Genomic DNA, 17,147 nt, shown 5'->3' with positions numbered 1-17,147 from the left:
CTAGTCGACCAGCCATCCCAGGAGCAGCAGGACAAGGCAGGCCGCCAGCAGCACGTTAAGTGTCGCCCGGTAGAGCGCCAGCGCCTGTGCAATGTCGTTGGCTTCGAGGTCGCGCTTGCCCGACCCGAGTAGCGGCAGATCCACCACTTCGCCGCCATAGGCGCGCGGCCCACCAAGGGCAAAACCCAGCGCACCGGCAAAGGCGGTTTCGGGCCAGCCGGAATTGGGCGAGGCATGTTTGCGGGCATCGCGGCGGGTCGTTGCCGAGGCCTGCGCCGCCGAGGCACCGGGCAAGAACCGGCAGGCGAGGACAATCAGCACGGCGGTGAGGCGGGCGGGGATCCAGTTGACGAGATCGTCCAGCCGGGCAGCGGCCCAGCCATAGTAGCGGTGGCGCTGGTTAAGGTGACCGATCATGGAATCTGCCGTGTTGATCGCCTTGTAGAGCGCGATGCCCGGCAGGCCAGCGATGAGCAGCCAGAACAAGGGCGCGACCACGCCATCCGAGGTGCTTTCGGCGAGGGTCTCCACCGCTGCTCGCGCCACCCCAGCCTCATCGAGTTGTTCGGGGTCGCGGCCCACGATGTGGCTGACGGCTTCGCGGCCCTCGGTCAGCGAGCGGTTAAGGGCGAGAGCAACGGCGTTGACCGCCCGGCCGAGTTCCTTTTGCGCGAGGAAAGGCGTCGCCAACAGGGCTTCCGCCAGCCAGCCAAAAGGCAGCGCGCGCAAAAACAGTTGCAGCGGCAAGGTGATGGCGAGAGTTGCAAGCAGCAACACGACTACGCCCATCACCCCTGCCCGGCGCTGCGCCTCGGGGGAAAGCCGGTCTCGGCCGACGCGATTGTCGAGCCAGGAGATGAGGCGGCCAAACCACATCACGGGGTGGCCGATCTGGCGAAGCAAAAAGTCGGGGTAGCCGAGCCAGCGTTCGAGCAGCAGCGCGATGGGGGCGATGAGGAGGTTGGTCACAGCCGGGCGGTCCGGGACAGGGCGAGGATGGCGTCGAGGTCGAGATGGTGCTCGAGATGGGCGGCGAGATCGTCGAGGGTTTGATCGACCCCGGCTTCGTAGTCGAGATCAGGGGTGGCGACGGCGCCGAGAAAGGCGCGGCGGAAGGGATCGGCGGCGAAAAGGCCGTGCAGATAGGTGCCGATGATTCGGCCATCCGGGCTTATTGCGCCTTCCGGTTGGCCGGCAACTTCGGCGAAAGGTCGAGCTACATCAATACCTTGGGTGACACCCATATGCATGTGGTAGCCGCTGATGGGTTCACCGGTGGCGGGGTGGATGGCTTGCTCGAGGCGCAGTTGCTTGGTGGGGGATAAGATTGTGGTGACCTCGAGCAGGCCCAGGCCTTCGCTGGTGCCGGGGGCGCCCTCGATGCCGGCGGGATCGGCGATTGATTGGCCCAGCATCTGGTAGCCGCCGCAGATGCCGAGGATGCGGCCGCCGGCGCGGTGATGGGCTTTTATGTCGATGTCCCAGCCATTTAGCTTGAGGGCGGCGAGGTCGGAACGGGTGGCTTTGGAGCCGGGGAGGATCACAAGGTCGGCTTGGCGCGGAATGGGTTGGCCGGGCTGGACGAGGATGAGCTCGACGCCGGGCTCGGCGCGCAGGGGATCGAGGTCATCGAAGTTGGCGATGCGCGGCAGGCGGGGGACGGCGATGGTGAATCTGCCTGTACTGGCAATGGGTTGGCTGGCTTCGAGCGCCAGCACGTCTTCAGCGGGGAGGCGGTGGGCGGCGGGGAAATGGGGGATGGGGCCGAGGCAGGGGACGCCGGTTTTCTCGGCGAGAAAGCGCTTGGCGCCGTCGAAGAGGGTTGGATCGCCGTGGAATTTGTTGATCATGGTGGCGGCGATCAGGGCGCGGTCTTCGGGGTCGATTACGGCAAAGGTGCCGACCAGTGCCGCAATTACGCCACCACGATGAACGTCACCTAACAAAATTGTCAGGATGGATGTGGCGCGGGCAAAACCCCAATTGGCGATGTCGTTGGCGCGCAGGTTGACTTCGGAGGCACTGCCCGCCCCTTCCACCAAAACCAGGTCAGTGTCGGCGGCCAATTCGCGGTAGGCGGCGAGCACTTCGGGGAGGAGTTCGGCGCGGCGGGCAAAATATTCGCGCGCGGCCATGGACTGGCGGCGCTGGCCACGCACCACCAGCTGCGCGCCAGTTTCGCCTTCGGGCTTGAGCAGCACCGGGTTCATGGCGGTGAGCGGATCGCGGCGGCAGGCGCGGGCCTGCAGCGCCTGGGCGCGACCGATCTCGCCGCCATCAGCAGTGACCGCGGCGTTGTTGGACATGTTCTGCGGCTTGAACGGCGCTACGCGCAGGCCGCGATTGGTGAAGGCGCGGCAGAGGCCGGCGACGATCAGCGACTTGCCGACATCGGAGCCGGTGCCCATGACCATGAGGGCGCGGGCGCTCATGGGGCGGCATCCACGACATGGGCATAGGAGCCCATCACCGAGCCGATCACCGCACCCATGGGCGGCAAGTTAACCCCGCGCGCGTCAGCTGCGATAAAAAGGGGCGGCAGGCGCGACTGCTTGGCGGAGGAATAGTGAAATTCGTGACCGTGCAGATTGGGAGGAAAGGGCAAGGCGCCGGTGTGGCGCAGGCGCCGATAGCCGAGAATGCGCTTGGGGCGATCGATGCGGGTGGTGATGGGCAAGAGGCCGGCCATGGCGTGTTCAGTGCCCGCTTTGTCCACCAAAGCGTCGCCCAGAACCATGAAGCCCCCGCATTCGCCATAGATCAGCGCATTGCGGTCGCGAGCGGCAAGGAGACCCGCCTTGAAGATGGATGCGGCGGCGAGGGTTGCGCCATGGAGTTCGGGATAACCGCCGGGCAAGAACACGGCGTCAGCCCCCGGCGCGGGCGGCTCGTTGGCCAGCGGGGAAAAGAACAGCAGTTCGGCCCCCTGCTCGCGCCAGCCATCCAGCAGGTGCGGATAAAGAAAGGCGAACGCCGCGTCCCGCGCAATCGCGATGCGCTGACCCAGCGGGGGCAGCGGAGTGCTCCCAGCATCGGCTGCGGCGAGGGGCGCGCCGAGTGCCTGGAGCCGATCGAGATCGAGATAGTCGCCCATGCTGGTGGCGGCGGTTTGGAGGAAATCGGCGATACCCTCGATCTCGCCGGGCAGAACAAGCCCGAGGTGGCGCTCGGGGAGCGCCAATTCGGTGTTGCGCGGAATGGCGCCAAGACAGGGGATGCCGGTGGGCAGCAGCGCTTCAAGCAGCATGCGCTCATGCTTGGCGGAAGCGACGCGATTGAGAATGATGCCCGCGATGCGCACGCCGGATCGCCAATGGGCAAAGCCGGCGACCAGGGGCGCAACGGACTGGCTTTGCTTGTCGGCATCGACCACCAGCACCACGGGCAGGTCCAACATCTGGGCAAGATCGGCAGTGGAGCCCCAGCCATCGGCGCCGGCGTCAAACAAGCCCATGACCCCTTCAACGATCAGGAGGTCGGCGCCGGTGGACTGAACGCCCGCGAGATGGCGCAGGCGAGCCGGCGTCATGGACCAGGGATCGAGATTGACCGCGTCGCGGCCGGCGGCGCGACCAAGAAAAGTGGGGTCGATATAATCGGGGCCAACCTTGGCGGGGGCCACGACCGTGCCACGCGCCCGAAAGGCGGCGAGCAGGCCAAGGGTGATGACCGTCTTGCCAGAACCCGAGCGGGGGGCCGCAACCACAAAGCCCCGGCTCACGCCGCACCACCTTGCCGCAGGGCTGCGGCGGGAAAGCGGCAGGGATTGCCTTGAGGCGCGCGGGCGGAGCCGCCACAATGGCGGGGAGCGAACAAGCAGATGGCGAACAGATGAATATCCTGGTGCTGGGCGGAACGGGGGAGGCACGCAAGCTGGCCGAGCGGCTGGTGGCGCTCGGGCACCAAGTGACGACTTCGTTGGCTGGACGTACGCAGGAGCCGATGGTTCCGGCGGGACAATTGCGGATTGGCTCGTTGGGCGGGGCTGAGGGCCTCGCGGCCTTTCTCCAGGCGAGCGGGTTTGATTGGCTGATCGATGCGACCCATCCCTATGCTGCCGGAATGTCGGCCAATGCGGTTGCCGCGGCAAACGGCGCTGGCGTCCCGCTGTTGCGGCTGGTGCGGCCAGCCTGGCGGGAGCCGCCCGAGGCGCCCTGGACCCATGTGCCCGACCTGGCCGCCGCGGCCGCGGCCATCCCTGCGGGCGCCAAAGTGCTGCTGACCACCGGACATGGTGGGCTCGAGGCCTTTCTCCGCCGCCAGGATTGCCGGTTTGTGGTGCGCTTGATCGAGCCGCCGGCAAAGCCACTGCCGCCGCATGCCGAAATAATTCTGTCGCGCCCACCCTACCGACTTGAAGGGGAACTGGCGCTGCTGGAGCGGGAAGCAATCACACATCTGGTCAGCAAGAACTCCGGCGGCGCACAAACCGCCGACAAGCTCGAGGCGGCGCGCCAGCGCAGGACTAATGTGATCATGGTCGCGCGTCCAGCTTATCCGCCGGCGCGCGAGGTCGCCGATGTGGAGGCCTGCGTGGCGGCATTGGCTAGCTGAGGCGCGGGCTGGCCGAAGCGATCGAGCTGCCAACTGGGACGGCACAAAGCGAGCGCGCAGGTGACGCGAGCGGTTTGCCGCTTGGGCAGCAGCAGCGTGCCGGCGGCAAGGGCACAGGCTTCGGCAATGGAGGGGAGCCCGGTATGGCGCTCAACCACGCTTGATGGAGTGGGGACGGCTGCCCGTAGGGCGTGACCATCAAGCAGGCGGAGGGGAACGCCGAGCCCGTCTGCGGCAGCAAGCAACGCCGGATCCCCGGCCTTGCGGGCATGGCTGGCAAGGGCCACCAATGTGGCCAATGGCATGCCGGCTTCCTCGAGGCATTGCCCGACAAGGGCGATGATCTCCTGTGGATCGGTTAGGCGGCGCGAGCCAATTCCGGCCAATACCCGGGCCGGCTCGGCTGGAATGGTATGCACAGTGCCCTGCCCCATGGCGATGTGGTTGCTCCCGTGTGCAGCATGAGGCTCGATGCCGCTTGCCCTGCGGCTTGTAAGCGCCCGAGCCGATAGGGGCAATCAATGCGGCGGAATGCGGCGCCGGTAGGACCGGGCGAATAGCTCTTAGAGTTGAGATGCCAGGCCGGGGGCGCCCCTTGCGGCGGCTCTGAAGGGGGTTGCTAGGCCATTTGGATTAGGTACTCGGCCGGAGCGGTTATACGCGCCATGACGGGTAGATCGTCCGGCAGCCGGGGTCAATTATGACAGTTCAATGACACTGGGCCGGGGCGAAGCGATGACCGAGATAACAGAGGAGCACGCCCGCAGGCTGGACGCCGCGCGGCCGGTTGTCCGCCCTATCCTGGTGCCGCTGCTGATCTGGGCGGTGCTGATCGGTGCTGCCGTGGTGCAGCATGGGCTGGGACTGGACGGGGAGGATAGGATCTGGCTGCTCGACCTCGATGTGGAGCGCAGCGTTTACACCTGGTTTTCCCAGCTGCTGCTGGCGGGCGCAGGCCTGATGCTGCTCGATACCGGCGCCAGGGTTTATCGCCGGGAGCGGCTGATCGGGGCGCAGTGGACGCTGCTGGGTGTGGTGTTTTTCGGGCTATCGGCCGACGAGGCGCTGAGCGTTCATGAGTTGCTGTCGGCGCCGGTAGGTTCGAGCCTTGGCACATCGGGGTTCCTGACCTTCGCCTGGGTGCTACCGGTGGCGGCGCTGTGCCTACTGGGGTTGGTGGCCTTTATTCCCTTTTTGCGGGCGCTGCCGGGACGTGCGCGCGCGACCATGCTGCTGGCGGCAGCGTTGTTTATCGGCGGCGCCATCGGCATGGAGCTGATCGGGGGCAAGCTTTATTCGGATGCCACGGGGGATGTGACCGCCGCCTCCTATCGCCTCGCGGCGATCATCGAGGAAGCACTGGAGGGCTTGGGGGTGCTGGTGTTTATCCACAGCATCGGGCTTTACCGCGCCGAGCGGCGGATCAGTCCACCAGTGGAATGAGCCTGGGGGCGTGGCGCCCGCAGCCTGACGGCCCATTGCTGTAGCTGCTCCCACTTCAGGATGGATCCCGGCTCAAGGTCGGGACGACACTTGTGGGTAGGGCGGCTCTAGAGGCCGATCCGAGCGTTACGCTGGCGGGCGATGAGCCTGGACGTGCCGGTCTGCAGGCAAAACAGCCGCTTTCCCACAGGGGCCTTGCAGATGAAAAGCAGTTGCAAAGACAATCATTGTTGCGCTGGCCGGAACGGGCTATCAGGCCGCCCTCCCCGTTTGCCGCAGGCGCAACAAGGAGGCCGGACGGATCGAGGCCATGCAAAGAACCCTTCACATCGCTGCTGCAAGCCTGCTGGTTGGGCTGGTGGTGCTTGGCATCAAGTTCCTCGCCTGGTGGCTCACCGGGTCGGTGGCGCTGTTTTCCGACGCGCTGGAATCGATCGTCAATGTGGTGACGGCCCTGACGGCTCTCATCGCGGTCCGGCTGGCGCAAAGGCCGGCCGATGCCGCCCTGCCCTATGGCTATGGCAAGGCCGAGTATTTTTCGGCGGTGATCGTAGGCGTGATGATCATCGTGGCCGCGATCCTGATCCTGCGCGAGGCATGGGTCGGGTTTTTTCACCCCCGGCTGCCCGATGCGCCCTGGCAGGGATTGCTGCTGGCGGCGGTGGCCACGGTGATCAACCTCGTTTGGGCGGGCGTATTGCTGCGCCATGGCCGCGCGGAAGGCTCGCCGGCGCTTGAAGCCGATGGCAAGCATCTGTTGACCGATGTCGTGTCCACCATCGGGGTGCTGGTGGGCCTGGGCCTGGCGATCATGACCGGCTGGGCGCTGCTCGACCCGATCCTCGCGGCGCTGGTCGCGGTCAACATCCTGTGGTCGGGCTGGGGGGTGGTGCGCGCGAGCGTGGGGGGCCTCATGGACGTCGCTGTGCCGGCCGAAACGCAGAAAACCATTCGCGAGGTGATCGCGACCAATGCCACCGGCGCCATCGAGGCCCATGATATTCGCACCAGGCAGGCCGGGCGCATGGTGTTTATCGATTTTCACCTGGTGGTGCCGGGCGCGCTCAGCGTTGATGAAGCGCACCGGATTTGCGACGGGATCGAAAGCAAGCTGCGCGAAGCGGTCAAGGATGCGCAGATCACGATACACGTGGAGCCGGAAAACAAGGCCAAGCATGCCGGGATTGTGGTGCTGTAATGCGGGTGCTGGCCATGTTGGGCCTGATGCTGCTGGCGGCGCCCGCTTGGGGGCAAGGGGCGCTGCGTTACGAGAACACGCGGTTCGGCTTTGCACTGGAGGTGCCGGCCGGGTTTGTCGCGGGCGAAGGCGATGAGGCGGGGCAGAGTTTCGAGCTGGCGGGGGAAGAGGTGACCTTCCGCGCCTGGGGCGAGCCGATGCGCGGCCCGTTAGCGGGGACGGTGGCGCGGATCGGGCGTGAGCTGGAACGCAGCGGCTGGCGGGCGGGGGAGCAAATGGTGACGCCGGACTGGGCGAGTTTTTCGGCCGTGAAAGGCTCGCGGATGCGGTTTGGCCGCACCATCCTTTTGTGCGACCGGCGAAGCACCGCAAGCTGGCAGATCGAAATCTCGGCGGCGCAATTCGGCGAAATGCGCCCGGTGCTGGACCGGCTCGGGCGCTCGCTGCGGAAGGTGGGCTGCTGAGGCGAGCGTCCTAGAACTCGATGCCGGCCTGGGCTTTCACCCCGGCGCGGAAATGGTGCTTGATCTCGGTCATTTCGGTGACGAGATCGGCAATTTCGATCAGCTCATCCTTGGCATTGCGGCCGGTGACGATGACGTGCTTGTCGGCCGGCTTGTTGCGCAGGAACTCGACGACCTCCTCGATGGGGAGATAGTCGTAGCGCAGGCAGATATTGAGCTCGTCGAGGAGGACCAGCTTGTAGCCGGGGTCAAGGATCAGCGCCTTGGCCTGCTCCCAGGCCTTGCGCGCGGCAGCGAGGTCGCGCTGGCGGTCGGCGACATCCCAGGTAAAACCCTCGCCCATGGCATTGATGGTCACCTGATCGGGGAATTTGTCGAGCACGGTGCGCTCCCCGGTGTTCCAGACGCCCTTGACGAACTGCACGACGCCCACGCGCATGCCATTGCCCAGGGCGCGGAACACCATGCCGAAAGCGGCGGTGGATTTGCCCTTGCCCTTGCCGGTGTGGACGATGAGGAGGCCCTTTTCCGCGGTCTTGGTGGCAAGGATCTTGTTGCGGGCCTCCTTTTTCTTGCGCATTTTTTCGGCGTGGTAGGCGTCGCGCTCGGCCTCGCTCATCCCGTCGGTCTTCTTGAGCGGCTTGGCGGGCTGGTCGGTCATGGCGCGGTCTCCAGATAGGCAAAGGCCGAGTTGGAGCGCGGGGTCCAAAAACCGCGCTCGCGGGCCTCGTTGAATTTCTTGAGCAATTCGGCATAGCCGAAGGGATTGGCGGTGGCGAGGAAGTCGCGCGTGGCGTCGTCCTCGATGAAGGCCTCGAAGGCGAGGTCGAAATGGTGGGTCTGCACGGCGCCGGTCGTGGCGGCGAAGGCGAACATGAAATCCACCGTGGCGATGATCTCGAAGGCGCCGCGATAGCCGTGGCGCTTGACCCCGGCAATCCATTTCGGGTTGACGACGCGCGAGCGCATGACGTGGCTGATTTCCTCGCCGAGGGTCCGGATCAGCGGGCGTTCGGGGCGGGAATGATCGTTGTGAAAGGCGGCGGGCTGGTGGCCACTCAGCGTTTCGGCGGCGGCGGCAAGGCCACCCTCGAACTGGTAGTAGTTGTCGGAATCGAGCAGGTCGTGCTCGCGGTTGTCCTGGTTGTGGATCACCGCGTCCACGGCAGCGAGGCGCGCAGCGAAACCGTCGCGCTGCGGGGTGCCGACTGATTTGGCGCCATAGGCATAGTGGCCCCAATCGAGGACCCGGGCGGCGAGCTCGGCCTTGTTTTGCCAGGTGCCGGCATCGATGAGGGCGCCAAGGCCGGCGCCATAGGTGCCGGGGCGCGAGCCGAAGATGCGGTGGCCGGCGGCAAGGAACGCCTCGGCTTCGCTTTGCCCCTGCGCCATCAACCCCAGCGCTTCGGCGCGCATGCGGGCGGCGACCGGGTTGTCCTCGGTGGGTTCATCGAGGGCTCCCACAGCGCGGACCGCCCGATCAAAAAGGGTGATCTGGGCGGGGAAAGCATCGCGGAAAAAGCCCGAGATGCGCAGGGTGACATCGACGCGTGGACGACCGAGCCTGGCGAGCGGGATGATCTCGTAACCCGAAACGCGCAGCGAGCCGGGATCCCAGACCGGTTTGACGCCGATGAGCGCCATGGCTTGGGCGAGGTCGTCGCCGCCGGTGCGCATATTGGCGGTGCCCCAGACGGAGATGGCGGCGGCCTGCAGATAGGTGCCGGTATCCTGGAAATGGCGCAGGATCAGGTTTTCCGCCGATTTGCGGCCCAGCTCCCAGGCGGTGGGGGTCGGCACGGCGCGAGTATCGACGGAAAAGAAATTGCGCCCGGTGGGCAGCACGTCGAGGCGCCCGCGCGAAGGTGCGCCCGAAGGGCCGGGGCGAACAGACTTGCCGTCGAGCCCATCGAGAAGCGCGGCCATTTCGGCGGGGCCCGAAGCGCGCAGGCGCGGGCGGATGACAGCTTCGACGGTTTCGAGCACGGCGGCGGTTTGGGTCCAGCCGGGCTCGGGCGCGGGGCCGGAGACGAGTTCGGCGGCGAGGTGTTCGAGTTGTTCGACGATGTCGCCGACGGTGCGGTGACGGAGCGGAGGGACCCCCTCCCCGGCCCTCCCCTCAAGGGGGAGTGAGGCCAATGCAGATAGATCCGGGCCGACCCAGGGCTCGCCCAGTTTGGCGGTGAGCGGGTCAAAGCCGAGCTTGAGGTCATCGGCGAGGGCGCGGATCAGGGAGCGCTCGGCGGGACCTTCGCCGCGCGGCACGCGGGCCAGGGCCACGATGAGGTCGCGTTCCAGTTCAGCCGCGGGCGACTGGCCAAAGACGTGCAGGCCATCGCGGATCTGGGCTTCCTTGAGGTCGCAAAGGAAATTGTCGATCTTCAGCAGGGCCTCGGTTTCGTCCTCGGGCAGGCCGATATCGCGGTCGAGCCGGCTGTCGCGGGTGAAATCAAGGATGCGGCGGCGCAGGTCGGCGAGGCGGCGCCGGTCCATGCCCGCGGCGGCATAATATTCATCGAGCAGCGCTTCAAGGTCCTTGAGCGGCCCATAGGTTTCCGCGCGCGTGAGCGGGGGAATGAGGTGATCGATGATCACCGCCCCGGTGCGCCGCTTGGCCTGGGTCCCCTCGCCGGGATCGTTGACGATGAAGGGGTAGAGATGGGGCAGCCCGCCCCAAAGCGCATCGGGATAGCTCGCCGCATCGAGCGCGGTGGATTTGCCGGGCAGCCATTCCAGCGTGCCATGCTTGCCGTTGTGCACAAGCGCATGGGCGCACCAGTCGTGGCGCAGCCAGAGATAGGCGGCCAGATAGACATGAGGCGGGGGCAGAAAAGGGTCGTGATAGCTCTGGGTCTCGTCGAGCCCATAGCCGCGGCCGGGCTGGAGCAGGATCGTGACATTGCCAAAGATAAGGGCCGGCAGGTGGAAGGTGTCGTGGCGGACGAAGGGGTCAGTGGCGGGGTCGCCCCAGCGGGTGGTGACTTCGGTTTGGATCGCTTGCGGGAGCGTGGCGAAGAGCTCGCGATAACGGGCGAGCGAGAGCGTGGCGGCGGATGAGCCGCGCTGCGGGTCGGCATTGGTGGGGCCGGATTGGAGGGCGGTGATGAGGTTGGCTGAGGATTTTGGGTAGGTTTGGTGCCGAACACCACGACCCCCTCCCTCGGTCCCTCCCCTCAAGGGGGAGGGAAGGGATGGAGCCGAGAGTCCATCTAGTGTCGAGGAGATGGTCTGCCAAATTCCGTCCTGGTTAGTTGCGACATCGGAATTGGTGAAGCGCAGAACCTGGTAGCCGAGGCCTTCCAGGAAGGCCGTGCGGGCGAGGTCGCGTTCCTGACCCTCGTCCGTGAAGTGGGTTTCGCCGTCCAGCTCGATGACGAGCTTGGGATGGTGGCTGGCGAAATCGGCGATATAGGGGCCCAAAGGAACCTGACGGCGGAACTTGACGCCACGTTCCGCAAAGGTCTTCAGCAGCGGCCAGAGCACGCGTTCAGGCACAGTCTGGTCGGCGCGGAGGGCCCGGGCGCGATTGATGTGTTTGCGTTGCTGCATCCGCCCATTGCCAAAGACAAGGGGTGGAGCCTCCCCTCCCCCTTGAGGGGAGGGGTTGGGGGTGGGGGTCGTGCGGTTCATCACTGATGGACCCCCTCCCTCGCTTGCCAGTCGAGCATAGCTCTCTTGGCCTTTGTCGCTCGATTCGCTCCACTGGAGCGAATCGTCCCTCCGGGCCGCTCCAAAGCCCCTCAAGGGGGAGGGGAATGGGTCCGGTGCTGGGTTGGCCAGCGTGTACCCGGCCCCATCCAGTGCCTTGAGGATTGCCACCGTCGACTCCGGCGCGTCGTAGCCGACGCCGTTGGCGAGGCGGCCGTCGCGGAGGGGGTAGTTAGCGAGGATGAGGGCGAGTTTGCGCTCGGGCCGGGGGGTGGCGCGGAGGCGGGCCCAATTGCGGGCGAGCTGGACGGCGCGCCCGATGCCGGAATGGTCGGGAGCATAGGCGCTGAGCGGGCATTGGGTGCTGGTGTGCCAGACGGCATCGGCTTTGTGGCCGACGAGGAGGCCGCCGATGCGGCCATCGAGTTCGGGCATGACGAGGAACATCGCCATGTCCTTGGAGGACAGGCCCTGGGGGTCGGCCTGCCATTGCGTTTCCGAGCGGCCGGACTGGATCAACTGGATGACGGGGGCATCGGTGCCGCTGAAGGGGTCGGACTTGGTGTCGTCGGGGTCCAGCGCGAGGGCAAAGCCGGTCAGGTTGAAGATGGCGGCGGGCGGGAAGCTCTCGAGCACATTCTGCACGAAGCGCACGCAGGCGGCTTCCTTGAGCGAGGACACGAGGATCGGGACCGGCAGCAGGCCTTGGTTCTCGATCTCGGCAACAAGGGCCTGCAGGGTGGCGGTGCCGGCGCCTTCGAGCGCGGCGCGGTAAAAGAGGATGGGGATGTGGGGGGCCGTTACAGCAGGAGCCGAATGACCCCCACCCTCGGTCCCTCCCCTCAAGGGGGAGGGAGGCGAAAGCTCGAGATGCCGGTGCCTTAGGCCGGTTTCGTCGGTGATGCCGGTGGCGGGGTGCCAGAGGGAGAAGCGAGCGAAGGGTTGGGGCTGGAGGTCGGAGAGGCGGGGCTTGAGTTCGGTCTGAGGGACCCCCTCCCCGGCAGCCACTCGGGCATAGCCCTCGTGGCCTTCTCCCCTCGGATCGCTCCACTGGAGCGATCCGCCCTGCGGGACGGCTCGAAGCCCCTCAAGGGGGAGGGAGGGCTCGGCGGCGAGTTCACCGAACGACCTCAGGATCGCGTCGGCGTTGGCGGGGCCGCCGGCGATGAGGAGGGCGTGGAGGCGGGTCCAGTCTTCGGGGTGGATCGTGGAGCGCGCTTGCAGGATGGGGTCGGGATTGGCGTCGCCGGGCAGCAGGGCAAGGGGGATCTTGCGGTTGGCGCAGAGGGCGGTGATCTCATCGACGCCATACTGGAAATAGGCGGCGCCGCCGATGAGGCGCAGGACCACGAGGCGGGCATGACGGACGGTCTGCTCGAGCCAGAGATCGACGGACAGATTGTTGGACAGGCGCAGCGTGTTGGCGAGGCGCAGCTCGGTTTCGCCCGCGCGGTCGGCGGCGGCGGCGAGCATGGCCAGTTCGCTATCGGCCGAAGAGGCGAAGATGAAGGCGCCAGGGGTTTGGGCGAGATCGATGGCCTCGCCTTCCTGCTGGATGGCACCGGCTTGGGCGGAAAGAAGGTGCATGGTCAGGCTCCCACGAAGACCGGATTGGCGGAAGCGCCTGCACCCCCACCCCAACCCCTCCCCTCAAGGGGGAGGGGCTTTGGGCTGGTGGGTTGGGCTAGATCGTGCCCAAGGCGCAATGCGGCCCCCTCCCCCTTGAGGGGAGGGTTGGGGTGGGGGTGCAAACCTATCCCGGTGTGTGGAGCCATTCTCTTTGAGCTTATGCCGCCACAGGCTCGGCGCGGCGCAGGCTTTGGGTGATGGCGGCGCGGTCCAGCGGGGATTGGCCGATGACGACGAGTGCGGTTTGCCTGGTTTCGCCGGGCGCCCAGGGGCGGTCGAAATAGGCGGTAATGCGGGGGCCGACGGCCTGGATGGCGAGGCGCGCAGCCGCGCCCGGCACGGCGGCAAAGCCCTTGAGGCGCAGCACGTCATGGGTGCGGATCGTGTCCTCGATGATGGCAAGCAGCTCGTCCTTGCCCGCAATGGCGGGGAGCTGGAGAGAAAAGCTGTCGAAATCGTCGTGCTCGTGCCCTTCGCCCTCGTGCTCGAGTTCGTGGTGGCTGGGGCGGTTGGCGATGTCGGCTTCGGAAGCCATGCCAAGGCCCAGAAGCGCCGCGATATCGACATGGCCATTGGCGGCGCGAACAATGCCGACGCCGGGGCGCAGCTCAGCGCGGATATTCTGCTCGACTTTTTCGAGGGTGGCGGGATCCACCAGATCGGTCTTGTTGATGATAACCATGTCGGCGGCGGCCAGCTGATCCTCGAAGAGCTCGCCCAAGGGCGTTTCGTGATCGAGCATTTCGTCGAGGCGGCGCTGCCGGTCGACGGCGGCTTCATCGGCGGCAAAGCGGCCCTCGGCAAGAGCGGCGGCATCGGCGACGGTCACGACGCCATCGACGGTCACCTGCGCCTTGATCTCGGGCCAGTTGAAGGCGCGGATCAGGGGCTGGGGCAGCGCGAGGCCCGAGGTTTCGATGACGATGTGATCGAATTTTTCAGGGCGATTCAGCAGTGCCTGCATGGTGGGAATGAATTCGTCGGCCACGGTGCAGCAGATGCAGCCATTGGACAGCTCGACCATGTCCTCTTCACGGCAGGTCTCGTCGCCGCAGCCGGCGAGGATGTCCTTGTCGACGCCGAGATCGCCGAATTCATTGATGATGAGGGCGATGCGCTTGCCCTTGGGGGCATGGGCGAGGAGGTGGCGCACGAGGGTGGTCTTGCCCGCGCCCAGAAAGCCGGTGATGACGGTGGTCGGGATCTTGGTGGTCATGCGGGAGCTCCGATGGGGTGGGAAGCCTCGCGGCGGGCGAGGCGATCATTGACGAGGCCGAAGACGACACCCAGCACCAGCCAGAACACGGCTGAACTGCCGATGGTGGCGGCGGCAAAGGCGGTGGCGAGATGGGCGGGAACGGCGCTTGGCTCTTCGGGAGCCGCGGGGGCGCCCACGATGTGCGGCGCGAGGACGAGTGCGAGCGCCACGGCAATCGCCCAGCCCGCCCGGGTCTTGGCCAGCAGCAGGCAGGCGGCGCCGGTGGCAAGGGCCGTCGCGACCCACCAGAGCTGGCGGGCGCCCAGACCGGCGGCGGGCATGCCGGGCAGTTCGGGCGGCAGGCCAAAGGCGGGCGCAAGGGTGAAGCTGGCAAAGCCGGCCAGGCTCCACAGCAGCGCATTGCCGGTGGTGATGGGGATATTGGCCAGGAGGCCCACAGCGCCGATCACGAGGGCAAAGCCGGCGGCGGCGAGCAGATTGGCGAGCACGGTATAGAGGGTGCGCTCAAGACCATCCTGGGGCGCCCATTCGTCAGCGCCATGATCATGGGCCGGGGTGCCGGGGGCGTGGGTATGCTCGGCCGGAGTGGCCTCCTCACCATGGGAATGGCCACCCTCCCCTTCGAAGCTTTCGGCATGCAGGATCAGCGGGGTGACGCGGAAATGCTGGATCGTGGATGCCACAAGGCCAGCACAAAGGGCTGCGACCAGCGCAGCAAAAAACAGATTGCGGAACATTTTTGGTCGTCTCTCGTGCTCGCCCTTAGTGGCAGGGAAAGCCCATGGCGTGGCGGGTGTCGTGGGCGCCGTTGTGCAGGCGATAATCGCCGGCAAAGCCGGTGCCGACCAGGAGGGTCAGCCCGAGCAGGAGCGCGAGCGAGCCGGCGACAAGACGCTGGGACAGCGAAAGAGACTGAAGGCCAGTCGAAACAGTGGTGGTATTCATGCGGCACCCTCCGTGCGCGGAACGAAAAAGAGCTTACAAGCTCGTTGCTGTGCCGGCAGGTCTCCTGGCTTGCGGTGAATAGAGCGCCTCTCGCCTTCCCGGCAGCTTGGCTGCCAGTGGCATAAGGAGAGGAGCGCACCGCTTACAGTTGCGGGGGCAGCCACGGTTTTGGCCCCTGATGGGTAATCCGCACCGTGTTCCCTTTTGATCCCCGCGCCACAACGGGCTTGGGGAACCGACACAGGCTGTGTTCTCGCATGGCGGGCCGGAGGGGTCAATCGCGGCGTGGCGCTTGCCGGACGGGCGATCGCGGCATTATCGTGCCGCCGATTCTGGAGCCCTGCCCGCAATGAAGCCGATCAAGTTCAGCCGCGACGAAACCAAGGCCATGGTGGCGGAGATCCAGGATTATTTCCGGCTGGAGCTGGACCAGACCATCGGGCCGATGCCGGCCGAGATGCTGATGACCTTTTTTGCCGAAAAAATGGGCGCCTATTACTATAATCGCGGGCTGCATGACGCCCAGGAGCTGCTGCGCAAGAAGGTCGAGTCGATCAGCGATGCGCTGTATGCGCTCGAACAGCCCACCAAGGGCGCGCGGTAATCGCCATGGGCTGGAACTTTGCCACGCTGGCCCCGATCGGGCTCTTGATCGCGTCCAACCTCTTCATGACCTTTGCCTGGTATGGGCACCTCAAATTCCCCGGCACGGCGCTGTGGGTGGTGGTGCTGGCCAGCTGGGGCATCGCGTTTTTCGAGTATTGGCTGGCGGTGCCGGCCAATCGCATCGGCTACGGGGTTTATAGCGGCGCCGAACTCAAGACCATTCAGGAGGTGATTTCCCTCTCGGTCTTTGTGCTGTTCAGCGCCACGTATCTGGGCGAGCAGTTCACCTGGAACCACGGGATCGGGTTCGGGCTCATTGCGCTCGGGGCATTCTTTATCTTCAAGGGGCCGCTGGGTTAGCTAGCCCAGGCAGTCCAGGAGCCCATTGGCGAGGCCGCGCAGCAGTTCGGGGTAAAGGTTTGGGCCTTCGGTGAGGGCGCCGCCTTCGGGGTCGAGCACACCGGCCCTGGCCGTGCTGCCCTCGGTGATGGCGGCAATGATGGTCGGCTCGAAATTGGGTTCGGCGAAAAGGCAGGTAGCCCCGAGTTCGGCCACGCGGGCGCGCAGGGCGTCGATCCGCTGAGCGCCGGGCATGACGTCCGGAGTGACGGTGACGGAGCCCGCGACGGTGAGGCCAAAGCGGTTCTCGAAATACTGGTAAGCGTCGTGAAAGACGAGGAAGGGCTTGTCGGCGACGGGTGCGAGACTCGCGGTCAGTTCGGCTTGCAGCGCGACGAGATCGGCTTTTTCGCGCTCGGCATTGGCGGTGTAGGCGGTGGCGTTTTCCGGGTCGGCCGTGCTGAGCGCTGCGGCGATGGCATCGACCATGTGCACCGCGTTTTGCGGATCGAGCCAGAAATGCATGTCGCCGCCATGGTCGTGGTCGTGCCCTTCGTGGGCGTGCTCGTCGTGATCGTGCTCTTCGTGGTCATGGCCTTCGTGATCGTGACCCTCGTGGTCGTGCTCATGGTCATGACCCTCGCCCTCGTGGCTGTGCGCCTCGAAAGTGCCGCCTTCGCGGACCGGCAGGAGGGTGATGCCAGGCGCCTGGCTCAGCTCCACCACTTCGGCTTCGCCTGAAAGCGTGGTCAGTGCATCGGCGAGGAACAGCTCCATGCCAGCCCCGGTCCAGAACACGAGATCAGCATCCTGCAGCGCACCGGCGTCGGAGGGGCGCAGGGCATAGGTGTGGGGGGAAGCGGCGCCGCGAACGATGAGGGTCGGCTCCCCTACCCCCTCCATCACGGCTGCAACGAGGGAGTGCACCGGCTTGATCGAGGCTACCACATTGGGCGCGGCCATGGCCGTGCTGCCCAGCAGCAGGCTCGAAACCAAGGCAAGGGGGAGCAGCTTCATCGGCGCAATCCTGTTATGTTATTACGTTCTTGCTGCGTTATGCTATAACGTTTAGAACGCTGTCAAGCGACGTGATGGAGCAGAA

At 66.1% G+C, this 17,147-nt stretch carries 16 protein-coding genes and 1 riboswitch; of the genes, 6 read left to right on the top strand and 10 right to left on the bottom strand.

Going from position 1 to position 17,147, the window contains the following annotated elements:
* Genes cbiB through HRU92_RS00250 form a run of 3 tightly spaced genes read right to left on the bottom strand, consistent with a single transcriptional unit; the run spans position 1 to position 3,721 of the window.
* Complete coding sequence (gene cbiB, locus HRU92_RS00260) at positions 1-969, bottom strand: adenosylcobinamide-phosphate synthase CbiB (protein WP_172122563.1); 969 nt, start codon at positions 967-969, stop codon at positions 1-3.
* Positions 966-2,432, bottom strand: coding sequence for a cobyric acid synthase (locus tag HRU92_RS00255; protein WP_248306932.1), 1,467 nt, complete (start codon positions 2,430-2,432; stop codon positions 966-968). Before HRU92_RS00255 ends, cbiB begins: the two co-directional genes overlap by 4 nt.
* Positions 2,429-3,721 (bottom strand): cobyrinate a,c-diamide synthase, encoded by a 1,293-nt coding sequence (locus HRU92_RS00250; protein WP_349236675.1) that lies wholly within the window; start codon positions 3,719-3,721, stop codon positions 2,429-2,431. Before HRU92_RS00250 ends, HRU92_RS00255 begins: the two co-directional genes overlap by 4 nt.
* A gap of 77 nt (positions 3,722-3,798) precedes the next feature.
* Here HRU92_RS00250 and HRU92_RS00245 point away from each other — a divergent pair, with 77 nt between their 5' ends.
* The gene (locus HRU92_RS00245; protein WP_248306931.1) at positions 3,799-4,554 is read left to right on the top strand and encodes a cobalt-precorrin-6A reductase; all 756 of its coding nucleotides are present in this window, start codon (positions 3,799-3,801) and stop codon (positions 4,552-4,554) included.
* Here HRU92_RS00245 and HRU92_RS00240 read toward each other — a convergent pair.
* Positions 4,494-4,988 carry a cobalamin biosynthesis protein gene (locus HRU92_RS00240; protein WP_173087297.1) on the bottom strand — a complete coding sequence of 165 codons (495 nt, stop codon included), beginning with the start codon at positions 4,986-4,988 and terminating at the stop codon, positions 4,494-4,496. The two genes, HRU92_RS00245 and HRU92_RS00240, sit on opposite strands and share 61 nt — an antisense overlap.
* Positions 4,989-5,289: 301 nt before the next feature.
* Here HRU92_RS00240 and HRU92_RS00235 point away from each other — a divergent pair, with 301 nt between their 5' ends.
* The 3 genes from HRU92_RS00235 to HRU92_RS00225 all read left to right on the top strand — a co-directional run bounded on the left by HRU92_RS00235 (position 5,290) and on the right by HRU92_RS00225 (position 7,659).
* On the top strand, positions 5,290-5,997 hold the full coding sequence (locus HRU92_RS00235) for a hypothetical protein (RefSeq protein WP_172122561.1): 708 nt from the start codon (positions 5,290-5,292) through the stop codon (positions 5,995-5,997).
* Positions 5,998-6,307: 310 nt separating this feature from the next.
* A complete protein-coding gene (locus HRU92_RS00230; protein ID WP_172122560.1) occupies positions 6,308-7,195 on the top strand; it encodes a cation diffusion facilitator family transporter in 888 nt (295 codons plus the stop codon).
* A complete protein-coding gene (locus HRU92_RS00225) occupies positions 7,195-7,659 on the top strand; it encodes a hypothetical protein (protein WP_173087296.1) in 465 nt (154 codons plus the stop codon). The genes HRU92_RS00230 and HRU92_RS00225 overlap by 1 nt, the downstream gene beginning before the upstream one ends.
* 10 nt (positions 7,660-7,669) lie before the next feature.
* On the opposite strand, the gene cobO is transcribed toward HRU92_RS00225, so the two are convergent.
* The 5 genes from cobO to HRU92_RS00200 form a co-directional block, all read right to left on the bottom strand.
* Entirely contained in the window at positions 7,670-8,278 is a 609-nt protein-coding gene (gene cobO, locus HRU92_RS00220) for a cob(I)yrinic acid a,c-diamide adenosyltransferase (RefSeq protein WP_172124855.1), read from the bottom strand.
* Positions 8,279-8,316: 38 nt separating this feature from the next.
* Positions 8,317-12,894 (bottom strand): cobaltochelatase subunit CobN, encoded by a 4,578-nt coding sequence (gene cobN / locus HRU92_RS00215; RefSeq protein ID WP_173087295.1) that lies wholly within the window; start codon positions 12,892-12,894, stop codon positions 8,317-8,319.
* Positions 12,895-13,093: 199 nt separating this feature from the next.
* The gene (cobW, locus tag HRU92_RS00210; RefSeq protein ID WP_172122557.1) at positions 13,094-14,152 is read right to left on the bottom strand and encodes a cobalamin biosynthesis protein CobW; all 1,059 of its coding nucleotides are present in this window, start codon (positions 14,150-14,152) and stop codon (positions 13,094-13,096) included.
* Positions 14,149-14,892, bottom strand: coding sequence for a CbtA family protein (locus tag HRU92_RS00205; RefSeq protein ID WP_172122556.1), 744 nt, complete (start codon positions 14,890-14,892; stop codon positions 14,149-14,151). Before HRU92_RS00205 ends, cobW begins: the two co-directional genes overlap by 4 nt.
* Positions 14,893-14,917: 25 nt before the next feature.
* Positions 14,918-15,100, bottom strand: coding sequence for a CbtB domain-containing protein (locus HRU92_RS00200; RefSeq protein ID WP_172122555.1), 183 nt, complete (start codon positions 15,098-15,100; stop codon positions 14,918-14,920).
* Between the two features lie 36 nt (positions 15,101-15,136).
* Positions 15,137-15,355: riboswitch (cobalamin riboswitch) on the bottom strand.
* Positions 15,356-15,449: 94 nt separating this feature from the next.
* Here HRU92_RS00200 and HRU92_RS00195 point away from each other — a divergent pair.
* Together HRU92_RS00195 and HRU92_RS00190 are read left to right on the top strand one after the other, a co-directional pair.
* Positions 15,450-15,704: a DUF2164 domain-containing protein gene (locus HRU92_RS00195; RefSeq protein ID WP_172122554.1), complete on the top strand. Its 255-nt coding sequence runs from the start codon at positions 15,450-15,452 to the stop codon at positions 15,702-15,704.
* Positions 15,705-15,709: 5 nt separating this feature from the next.
* Positions 15,710-16,066 carry a DMT family protein gene (locus HRU92_RS00190; RefSeq protein WP_172122553.1) on the top strand — a complete coding sequence of 119 codons (357 nt, stop codon included), beginning with the start codon at positions 15,710-15,712 and terminating at the stop codon, positions 16,064-16,066.
* On the opposite strand, the gene znuA is transcribed toward HRU92_RS00190, so the two are convergent.
* Positions 16,067-17,062: a zinc ABC transporter substrate-binding protein ZnuA gene (znuA, locus tag HRU92_RS00185; protein WP_172122552.1), complete on the bottom strand. Its 996-nt coding sequence runs from the start codon at positions 17,060-17,062 to the stop codon at positions 16,067-16,069.
* Positions 17,063-17,147 lie beyond the last annotated feature (85 nt).

Source organism: Devosia sp. 1635 (assembly GCF_013185955.1).
Taxonomy (GTDB): domain Bacteria; phylum Pseudomonadota; class Alphaproteobacteria; order Rhizobiales; family Devosiaceae; genus Devosia.
This window is presented reverse-complemented; position numbering and strand designations above follow the sequence as displayed.